This is a genomic window from Empedobacter sp. UBA1574 (assembly GCF_002322895.1).
GTDB classification, from domain to species: domain Bacteria; phylum Bacteroidota; class Bacteroidia; order Flavobacteriales; family Weeksellaceae; genus Empedobacter; species Empedobacter falsenii_B.
In genome coordinates this window covers 32,702-44,031 of record NZ_DCOI01000016.1, presented here as the reverse complement: position 1 = coordinate 44,031, position 11,330 = coordinate 32,702, and the positions used below count along the sequence as shown (strand labels likewise).

At 33.7% G+C, this 11,330-nt stretch carries 5 protein-coding genes; 2 read left to right on the top strand and 3 right to left on the bottom strand.

All coding sequences use genetic code 11. From position 1 onward, the window contains the following. Positions 1 to 288 precede the first annotated feature (288 nt). Positions 289 to 1,386: a hypothetical protein gene (locus B3578_RS03450; protein ID WP_291047058.1), complete on the top strand. Its 1,098-nt coding sequence runs from the start codon at positions 289 to 291 to the stop codon at positions 1,384 to 1,386. Positions 1,387 to 2,710: 1,324 nt separating this feature from the next. On the opposite strand, the gene B3578_RS03445 is transcribed toward B3578_RS03450, so the two are convergent. From B3578_RS03445 to B3578_RS14365, 3 genes are all read right to left on the bottom strand, one after another. Next, entirely contained in the window at positions 2,711 to 3,955 is a 1,245-nt protein-coding gene (locus tag B3578_RS03445) for an efflux RND transporter periplasmic adaptor subunit (RefSeq protein ID WP_180906104.1), read from the bottom strand. A gap of 1 nt (position 3,956) precedes the next feature. Continuing rightward, complete coding sequence (locus B3578_RS03440) at positions 3,957 to 8,318, bottom strand: CusA/CzcA family heavy metal efflux RND transporter (RefSeq protein ID WP_291047061.1); 4,362 nt, start codon at positions 8,316 to 8,318, stop codon at positions 3,957 to 3,959. Positions 8,319 to 8,443: 125 nt separating this feature from the next. Further along, on the bottom strand, positions 8,444 to 8,764 hold the full coding sequence (locus B3578_RS14365) for a DUF6660 family protein (protein WP_280061562.1): 321 nt from the start codon (positions 8,762 to 8,764) through the stop codon (positions 8,444 to 8,446). A 340-nt stretch (positions 8,765 to 9,104) separates the two neighbouring features. Between B3578_RS14365 and katG the strand changes: the two genes are divergently transcribed. Beyond that, positions 9,105 to 11,324: a catalase/peroxidase HPI gene (gene katG, locus B3578_RS03435; RefSeq protein ID WP_286474491.1), complete on the top strand. Its 2,220-nt coding sequence runs from the start codon at positions 9,105 to 9,107 to the stop codon at positions 11,322 to 11,324. The last annotated feature ends 6 nt before the right edge of the window (positions 11,325 to 11,330 follow it).

Below are 11,330 nucleotides of genomic sequence, written 5' to 3'. Positions count from 1 at the left end.
ACTATATTTTTAAACGTTCCGGTTTTTAGGGAAGATTACAGATGTTAAGAACCTTATAAATAGTCATGATGTATTCGTGTCTAAAAAGAAAACAGTTTCCGAGGAAAAGGCACCAAATCAAATGACCGAAAAACAATCGTTGATTTTAAAGCTTCGATTCGAAATGAAACAATCGTTTACAACCATTGCCAAGACATTAGAACTTTCTCAGAAAGAAGTGCACAATGAATTTGTCGTCGCTTATAAATTGACTCAACAAAACAAGTTTAAACCCCTAAATAACTAAATATGGAAAATTCTACAGTTTTTTTAACACGTAAAATACAGTTAATTGCTGATTTACCGACTCAAGAAGAACGAAAAGAAGTTGTGAGTACGCTTTATAAATGGCAAAATAGATGTTTTATAGCGGCTAATATGATTGTTTCTCATTTGTATGTGCAAGAAATGGTGAAAGATTTTTTTTATTTCTCTGAAGGAATCAAATACAAATTAGCAGACGAAAACAAAGATGATGCTGGTATACTCAAATGGTCACGGTCGACTATAATTTATCGTGTGCTCTCAAAACGTTTTAAGGACGAAATTCCGATGTATATATTGTCTAGTTTGATCAATACGTTATACCTGTCCTTCAAGAAGGATTGTGTCAAGTATTGGAAAGGGGAACTTTCATTAAAAATTTTTAAACGAGATATAGCAATTCCTTTTAACATAGCGAGAATAAGTAAATTCTCGTATGATAAAGATAAAAAATACATTTATTTTAAACTTTATAAAATTCCTTTTAAAACGTATCTTGGAAGAGACTATATTGATAATTATAAGCTATTGGAGCAAATAGTAAGCAAAGAAATTAGAATTTGTAGATCACATATTAAATTAGAAAAAAATAAAATATTTTGGGTATTCACGGTAGAAATTGAAAAAGAAAAAAATCAATTACAACCCGATATTATTGCAGAAGTTTCTTTGTCATTAGAATATCCGTTGGTTGTAAAAATAGGTAGATCTCAGCTTACCATTGGTAGCAAAGAAGAATTTCTATATAGAAGATTAGCCATACAAGCTTCTCGTAAAAGAATACTAGAAGGAGTGCCCTTTTGCAAAGGAGGGAAAGGAAAAGCAAGAAAATTAAAAATAGCAAAAAAATTAAAAAATACAGAGAGTAAATATATTCATCATCGGCTACATGTCTACAGTAGAATGTTAATTGATTTTTGTGTGGAAAAAAAAGCAGGAACGATAGTTATTGTAGATCAAGAAGAAAAAATACAAATTGCCAAAGAAGAAAGATTTGTCTTAAGAAACTGGAGTTATTATGAGCTCATACATAAAATAAAATACAAAGCTGATAAAGCAGGTATTGAGCTTATAACAGCTTAAACCATAATTTTGGAGGGTGATTTGTACACCCGTAGGGTGGGGTGATTGTTAACGCTCATCAAATGTGAAAAACATATACAAAGGGGGATTTTTAGGTTTTATTGAAACACGTTAGATGGTCCCAAGTTAAAGGCAGGATAAAGGCAGGATAAAGGCAACATAGTGGCAGTAGGGTGGCAGTAGAATGTATGTATAAGATTTTTGATAAGGGATTTACGATGTAAAATGTTTTTATGAACAATTAGATATGAGATTCTTTGAAAGTTCTGAATGACAAGGAATTTGAATATTGAAAAAGAATTAGAAAAATCCGGCATTAAAACTCTCAGGTTAAGAAAATGGTTGAATGCAGCGTTAAAAAGTTTTTAGCCCGTAGGGTTTGTAAAATCTTTAGTGGAATGAGAACATTTTTAGTAGAGAGGTTTACGGCCAAGTCTTTTTTCGTTAGTTTTTTTGACTATTCCCCGAAGGGCATATGAATACCTATAATTAAAATAGATAAGCTATGAATAAAAAAATGAAAGTAATAGATTTCTCGATACCTCAAATTAACAACGAGTTGAGGTTCTGAACATAATTACGTGAATAAGAGAATAATTAGTAGTTCTTTATTTATTACTTTTTGCTTGATCAAAAAGTAATCAAAAAATCAAGTCCGTGCTTACAAGTCGGTCAATAATGGCTATTCGCTAAATGCTTTAAATCATTCACATAAAAATGTGAACTGTAAATCATTTTTAACGCTCTTTACGCCGAATTGACGCTCGACTTTTCAGCAATAACAGTTTATAAATTCTTTGTTGAAAGTGGATTTGAATATTGAAAAAGGATGAAAACCCGGCATTAAAACTCACACGTTAAGAAAATGGTTGAATAAAACGTAAAAAAGGTTTTAGCCCGTAGGGTTTTTAAAATCTTTAGTGAAATGAGAACATTTTTAGTAGAGAGGTTTACGGCCAAGTCTTTTTTCGTTAGTTTTTTTGACGAAAAAAAGTGACATAAAAGAAAAGGAATACCTGAGCCATACCATGGCTCCTCCTCTTAATCTCAAATTCTTTATTTCAAATATTTTTTTAAATGACAACGATTCGTCAAGTTGAATTTATTTCAGCTTCTCAGTATCGCGTCAGTCTGAGTGACGTTTGTAAAACGTTGTATCGAAGAATTAGACGATGATAACGAATTATTAAAAAGTATTTGAGATTTTTGAATTACGAATTAAATAGTTACTTATTTATTACAACTATAAAAAGTCCAATAAACATATTGTTTATCGGACTTTTTATTGGAAGTTAGGGAACAACTCAATTTATTTGAATTGTTTTTAATGTCCGTGATCGCCAGAATTACTTAATTTAGCATTAACGAAAAAGGCTCCTTTTACAACAATCTGTGTAGTTGGATCAATTTCATTTACGGTTGTAATAGCTGTGTAACCCATATCTGAAGAACCTTTTACAACTTCGATTTTTTCAAAGTTCATCAATTTTTCATTTTTATGTTCTTTGTTCTTTTCGTTCGGATCTTTACTTTCTTCGTCTGTATGCTCTTCTACTTTTTTGTTTGTTTTGACAAAGATGTAAAATTTACCATCCGCTTCTACAATTGCTTCATTGGGAACAGCAGGTGTAGAGGAATTACTTAAGCTTACGGCTCCTGTAATATTCATTCCATTTATCAATCCAGATTTATTTCCTCGTACTTTGCTATGTACTGCAATGGTTTTACTTTCATTTTCGAAAGAAGAACCAATACTGTACACGACTGCTTCGTAACTGTTTCCTGGATTGTTTGTTAATTCAAATTGAATGACTTGACCAACTTTCATTTTAGGTAAATCTTTCTCGAAAACTTGCAAATCTAAGTGAATAGAACTATTATCAATGATTTCAGCGACGGGAGATGAGACATCTACATAACTTCCTATTTGCGCAATAATTTTACTTACTGTTCCACTAATTGGTGCTGTAATTACCATTCCATTTCTCAAATTTGCATTGGTTACTTTAGAAGGATTAATTCCCATCATTTGAAGTTGACGAGATAAAGATGCTTTTTGAGAACGTAATGTTTTCAATTCGGCAGAAGAGTTCTGAAGATTCTTTTTTGCACCAGCATCGTTATCAAACAATTCTTTTTGTCGTCTAAATTCTTGCTCTGCATAGGTAATTCGACTCAAAACAGTTAAGTATTGCTCTTGTGTAATAATAAATTCTGGGTTTGAAATTGTCGCAATTACTTGTCCTTTTTTGACATACGAACCTTCCTGAATTGGCAATGTTTGTATTACTCCACCAAACATAGATGCAACACTTGCCATATTGCTATTCGGAACATTCAAAAGTCCATTTGCTTTAATCATAGCCGTTAGCTCCTTTACTTCAATAGTTCCCAGTTTTACACCAACAGCCTTCATTTGTTCTTCTGTTAGCGTAGCAACTGTTTGTGGCGCTTCTTCGTGCTCAGCTTTTTTTTCCTCGATTGGTTGTTCCGTTTTTGTTTCTTTGGTACAACTACTTAGAAATAATATGGCTAACACGCTATAGATAATGATCTTTATTTTTTTCATTTTATTGATTGATGATAGAATTAATATTGACAACAGTTTGATTGACTTGTTGTATCGATTCAAGATATTTTAATTGAATATCCGTTGCGGTTTGTAAGGCAAAAAGATATTCGACATACGAAATTTCACCAGTTTTATAACCCAATTGAGCTGCTTTTACAATTTTTTCTGCATTTGGAATGGCTTGGTTTACATAATACTCATATTGTTCCCAATCTTGTTGATATTGATTAATTGAATTATCAAGTTGAATCGTTAACTGTTGTTTTTGAAAATTGGCTGTTTCTTGAATGGCTTGTTTATCATATTCCAAAGCTTTGATTTTTGCCTTTGTAGCACCAAACGTTAATGGAATTGCAACACCAAGGTTTACAGAAGTAAAACGATCAAGGCCATTGTAATACCTTTGTACTCCATTTTTTTCGTGCATTCCAATCATCGATAAACTGTTTACACCAAGTGAAAATTCTGGTAAACCTTCGGCTTTTACGACTTCTTTGTTTCGTTCTGTAATTTCCATCTGTTGGTAAAAAGCTTTGAGAGTAGGATTATTATCAATTGTAGAACCGTCTAAAATTCCACTCAATTTTAATGGAATATAATTTGTCTCTTTGGTAATTGTAAAATTCTCTTCGGTATTCAATAATACGTTTAGATTTTTGTACGCATTTGCTAAATACACTTTGTTTTGTTTCAGCAACAAATTGATTTCTCCTTGTTGTGTTTCTGCTGTATTAATTTCGATTTTCTTAATATCACCTGCATTAAATCGAACCGAAGCAATTCGAATAAATTCTAAATAAAGTTTATTTAATTGTTCGAGTTGATCATGGTTATATTCTAAATATTCGATCTGATAGAAATAGGTTCTCACTTGTTTCAACAATTCGTTTGTTGTCACTTCCTTTTGTATCTTCTTGTTATTCACTTCTGATTCTAACACTGCCTTTCGGTGTTTAAAAATCGTTGGAAATGGAATACTTTGAGAAATAGATAAACCATAATCAAATTTTGGACTCGCATATTGCCCAAGTTGTGCTTCCACATTTAATTTTGGTAATTCATTTGCGGTTCCTTTTAAAGCTTCACTTGATGAAATACTTCGTTCATTTGCTTTGATTAATGGATTATTTTCAATTGCAATTTGTTGAGCTTCTTGAATATTAATTGAACGAGTTTGCGCTTGAATAGATTGTCCCATCAAAAACATTCCGATGACAAGGAATGGAAGTGAATTTTTTGAATTCAATTTTATTTTCGGAAGTTTTGAATTAAATATTAAATATAACATTGGTAATACAAATAAGGTTAAAAAAGTAGCTGTGATTAATCCTCCAATGACAACTGTTGCTAAAGGTTTTTGAACCTCGGCACCTGCGCCTGTGGAAATTGCCATCGGTAAAAATCCTAACGATGCAACTGTTGCTGTCATTAATACTGGTCGTAATCGGATATTGGTTCCTTCCATTATTCGTTTTAGAATATTTTTTTCTCCTTCTTTTTCTAATTGATTGAATGTTCCAATTAAAACAATCCCGTTTAAAACAGCTACTCCGAACAAAGCAATAAAACCAATTCCGGCACTAATACTAAATGGCATATCGCGAATAATTAATGCAAAAATACCTCCGATTGCACTCATTGGAATTGCTGTGAAAATTAATGCTGCTTGTTTGAATGAATGAAATGTGAAATACAATAACATAAAAATTAATAATAAGGAGATTGGTACAGCAATCATCAAACGTTGACTAGCTGCTTGCAGATTTTCGAACTGCCCTCCATAGGTGAAATAATAGCCAGAAGGTAATTTGATTTCATTGTCTAATTTTGTCTGAATATCTTTTACAACCGATTGTACATCGCGATCTTTTACGTTGAAACCAATTACAATTCTTCGTTTTCCTTCTTCGCGACTAATTTGTGAAGCGCCTAATTTATAACTCACATTTGCCACCTGAGAGATCGGAATTTGATTACCAGAACTTGTAGGAATCATTAAATTGTTAATGTCATCAATGCTTTTTCGATGCGCACTATCCAATCGAACAACCAAATCAAAGCGTCGTTCATTCTCGAAAACTTGTCCAGCTGTTTTTCCAGCAAATGCTGTACTCAACATATCATTTACATCTTGAATGTTTAATCCATAATTTGCCATTCGGATTCGGTCATATTCAACATTAATCTGAGGCAAACCACTTACGCGTTCCACTTGTGGCGCTGTAACACCTTCAACAGATTGAATTGCTTTTGAGGTTTTATCTGCATAATAAGAGAGAGAATCTAAATTTTCGCCAAAAATTTTGACAGCTACATCTTGTCGAATTCCTGTCATCAATTCATTAAAACGCATTTGGATTGGTTGATTTTTTTCAAAGAAAACACCAGGAATAACCTCTAGTTTTTCCATCATTTCATCACCTAATTCTTCATAAGAAATGTTACGTTTCCATTCGTCCTTTGGTTTTAGAACCACAATCATATCTGTTGCTTCAGGAGGCATAGGATCTGTAGGAACCTCAGCGGAACCTGTTTTACCAACGACCATTTTTACTTCATCAAATTCTTTTAAAATTCGAGAAGCTTGCATGGATGTTTCTAAACTTTGGGTTAAGGAACTTCCTTGTGGTAAAATACAGTGAAAAGCAAAATCACCTTCTTGTAATTGTGGAATAAATTCGCCACCCATATTTCTGAATTGAATAATTGATACTGCAAAAATTGCAACAGTAATACCAACTAACCAATATTTGATTCGGATTGCTTTTTCTAATAATGGTTCATAAACTTTATGGATTTTCACCATCATTTTATCTGAAAAAGAAGCTTTGAGAGTAGGCTTTTTTGATAAAAATAAAGCACTCATCATTGGGATGTACGTTAACGAAAGAATCAATGCGCCTAGAATTGCAAAGCCAACTGTTTTAGCCATTGGTGTAAACATTTTTCCTTCTACACCAACCAAAGTAAGAATAGGAATGTAGACAATAAGTATGATGATTTCCCCGAATGCGGCTGAATTTCTAATTTTTGAAGCTGAAAGAAAAACCTCTTCATCCATTTCTTTTTGGGTTAATCGATGCGTTGATTTTCTAAGCCCTAGATGATGTAAAGTCGCTTCTACAATAATAACTGCTCCATCGACTATCAATCCAAAATCAATAGCTCCTAAACTCATTAAATTCGCACTCACACCAAAAACATTCATCATTCCTAATGCAAATAATAAGGATAGAGGAATGGCAGATGCAACGATTAAACCAGCTCTTAGATTACCAAGAAAAATAACCAATACAAAAATGACAATTAATGCACCTTCGATCAGATTTTTTTCTACTGTTTTAATTGCACGATTTACTAAATTCGTTCGATCAAGGAAAGGCTCGATGACGATATCATCTGGTAACGATTTTTGAATTGTTGGTATTTTTTCTTTAATTAGATTAACTACTTCATTAGAATTCGCACCTTTTAACATCATCACAACACCACCAACAGCATCTACTTCACCATTGTAAGTCATTGCTCCGTATCGTATGGCATGTCCTAGTCTTACATCAGCTACATCTTTTATAAAAATAGGAACAGTTCCCGTCGCATTTTTTATAGGAATTAATTTTACATCATCTAAAGAAGTTACCATTCCAATTCCTCGAATAAAGTAAGCATTTGGCTTCTTATCGATGTAAGCTCCTCCAGTATTTTGATTATTTTTTTCTAAGGCATCAAAAATATCCGATACACTAATTCCCATTGCGCGCAATCTATTCGGATCTAAAGCAACTTCGTATTCCTTCAATTCTCCACCGAAACTATTGATCTCAGCAACACCAGGCGTTCCGTTTAATTGTCTACGAACAATCCAATCTTGCATTTCGCGCAATTGTTTTGAATTGTATTTTTTCTCACTTCCCTTTTTAGGATGTAAAATATATTGATAGACTTCTCCAAGACCAGTACTCACAGGTGATAATTCGGGAATGCCAACACCTTGCGGAATGTCTTCTTGTGCTTCTTTTAATTTTTCGTTGACTAATTGACGCGCAAAATAAATATCTACATCTTCTTTAAACACTACCGTAATCACAGATAAACCAAAACGAGAAATACTTCTTGTTTCTTCGATATCAGGAATATTCGCAATACTTTGCTCAATTGGAAAAGTGACCAATTGTTCTACTTCTTGACCAGCTAGAGTAGGGCTGACCGTAATAATTTGGACTTGATTGTTGGTAATATCGGGTACCGCATCTATTGGCAATTTTGTTGCGCTCCATACGCCCCAGATAATCCACAATACAGTCATAATTCCAATAACAATTTTGTTTTGGATACTAAATTTTATGATTTTATCTAACACAGATAATTTGATTAATTGTATTAACATTACCCACTTATTATCAAAATAAATGAGCACAGAAAAGTGTTGACTTCAATTTTATATCAATTGAAATCAATGTGTAGACGAAAAAAGAAATCGTCTCGTTAAGCAATATTTATTTTAGGAGGTTGCCAGATATCGGCATACAATTGGTTTTGAATTGTATTCTTTTTGAATTGTATTTTCTTGGAAGTATTTGGTTCAAAAACTTTAGGAGTTTTTAGTAATCGTGTAAATTTCATTGATGAAATTGTAATTTGACAACAATTACAAACGCACAAAGGACTACATTGATCTTTATGATCTGAATTATCTTTCTCACTATGCACCATAGAAACTTGCGTTCTATTAGTATTTGTGTCTTGACATGGCACAAATGATAGAACATTAACATATAATGCAATTATGAGAATTATAAATTTCATTGTTACAAATGTATAAACATTTTTTTGACTATAATAATTTTACGATGTTAAGATATATTGAAGTTAAGATTGAAAATTTCTATGCATTGATATTATGTGAAATGTAGTTTTATCTTGATACAGATATAAACTTAAAAGCTAGAGGATTCTCGAAATCTCTTTACTCATTAAAAATAAACGAATCAATTTTTATAATATAATTAATAACTATTTAATTTACATTCTATATAAAATAAATTGATTGATTGATAAAACAATTTGATTTTTAATTGATAAGACAAATTACTATATTTATGATATTTACAAAACAAAAATTATTAAACATAAAAAAATAGTATTCATGGAGAATCAAGGAGGTGATATTTCAAAATGCCCTTTCCACAATGGTACAATGTCAAAACCAGTGGCAGGAGAAGGAACACAAAATCAAGATTGGTGGCCAAATCAATTAAAAGTTGATATTTTACGTCAACATTCAAACAAATCGAACCCAATGGGGGAAGATTTTAATTACGCCGAAGAATTTAAAAAATTAGATTTAGAAGCTGTTAAAGCTGATTTAAAAGCTTTGATGACTGATTCTCAAGATTGGTGGCCAGCAGATTTTGGGCATTATGGTCCATTTTTCATTCGTATGGCGTGGCATAGTGCGGGTACATACCGTGTGCAAGATGGTCGTGGTGGAGCAGGTGAAGGACAGCAACGTTTTGCGCCGCTTAACTCATGGCCAGACAACGTTTCGTTGGACAAAGCGCGTCGTTTAATTTGGCCTATCAAACAAAAATATGGTAATAAAATTTCGTGGGCAGATTTAATTATCTTAACAGGAAATGTAGCATTAGAGTCGATGGGATTCAAAACGTTAGGTTTTGCTGGTGGTCGTGCTGATGTTTGGGAACCAAATATGGATGTTTATTGGGGTTCTGAAAAAATATGGTTAGAAGAGAGTGGTGGTGCAAATAGCCGTTATTCTGGTGATCGCGATTTAGAAAATCCGTTGGCTGCGGTACAAATGGGATTAATTTACGTGAATCCAGAAGGACCAGATGGTAATCCAGACCCTTTGGCTTCTGCACGCGATATTCGTGATACGTTTGCGCGTATGGCGATGAATGATGAAGAAACATTGGCGTTGATTGCCGGTGGTCACACTTTCGGAAAAACACATGGTGCGGCTTCGGCTGATCATGTAGGACCAGACCCTGAAGCTTCTGATTTGGAAATGCAAGGTTTGGGTTGGAAAAACTCGTACGGAACAGGAAATGCAGGTGATACAATTACATCTGGTATTGAAGTAACTTGGACAAGTAAACCAACAGAATGGTCAAATTTATTTTTAAGTTATTTATTTGGTTTCGAATGGGAATTAACAAAATCTCCTGCAGGTGCTCATCAATGGGTAGCAAAAGATGTAGGCGAAATTATTCCACATGCGCATGATGCTTCAAAAAAATTAAGACCAACGATGTTGACTTCGGATATTGCGTTACGCATGGATCCAGCTTACGAAAAAATTGGACGTCGTTTCTTGGAACATCCAGAAGAATTTGAAGATGCTTTCCGTAAAGCGTGGTTCAAGTTAACGCACCGTGATATGGGACCACTTTCTCGTTATTTAGGTGCAGATGTACCGAATGAAGTATTCACTTGGCAAGATCCAATTCCAGCTGTTACGCATGAATTAATTGACGAGGCTGATATCGCTGATTTGAAAGCGAAAATTTTAGCTTCAGGATTATCTGTTTCAGAATTGGTTTCTACAGCTTGGGCTTCGGCTTCTTCTTTCCGTGGATCGGATAAACGTGGAGGAGCGAATGGTGCGCGTATTCGTTTGGAACCAATGAAAAATTGGGAAGCAAATAATCCAATTCAATTGAATAAAGTCTTAACAGCTTTAGAAAATATTCAACAAGAATTTAATTCAGCGAATTCGTCAAAACAAGTTTCGATTGCCGATTTAATTGTCTTAGGAGGAAATGCAGCGATTGAAAAAGCAGCAAAAGATGCTGGAAAAACAATTACAGTTCCGTTTGCAGCAGGTCGTGGAGATGCAACGCAAGAGGAAACAGAGGTTGAATCTGTAGCGTACTTAGAAACAATTGCAGATGGGGTTAAAAACTACCGCAAAAACACAAGAAGATCTGTTTCGACAGAAGAATTGGTGATTGATAAAGCACAATTGTTAACGTTGACTGCTCCAGAATTGACAGTTTTAGTTGGTGGAATGCGTGCGATGAATGCGAATTATGATGGTTCGAAACATGGTATTTTCACTGATCGTCCAGGTCAATTGACAAATGATTTCTTTGTGAATTTATTGGATATGGGTACTGTTTGGAAAGCGACAGATGAAACGAAAGAAATCTACATGGGATCTGATCGTAAAACTGGAGCACCAAAATGGACAGGAACTCGTGCGGATTTAGTATTCGGTTCAAATTCTGAATTACGTGCCGTAGCAGAAGTTTATGCACAAGCTGATGCGCAAGATAAATTTGTACATGATTTCGTTGCCGCTTGGAATAAAGTGATGAATGCAGATCGTTTTGATTTGAAATAAATATAT

Excerpts from the sequence above, each read along its gene's own strand:
- B3578_RS03445 (WP_180906104.1), bottom strand. The coding sequence starts at position 3,955 with ATGAAAAAAATAAAGATCATTATCTATAGCGTGTTAGCCATATTATTT.
- B3578_RS14365 (WP_280061562.1), bottom strand. The coding sequence starts at position 8,764 with ATGAAATTTATAATTCTCATAATTGCATTATATGTTAATGTTCTATCA.
- katG (WP_286474491.1), top strand. The coding sequence starts at position 9,105 with ATGGAGAATCAAGGAGGTGATATTTCAAAATGCCCTTTCCACAATGGT.
- B3578_RS03450 (WP_291047058.1), top strand. The coding sequence starts at position 289 with ATGGAAAATTCTACAGTTTTTTTAACACGTAAAATACAGTTAATTGCT.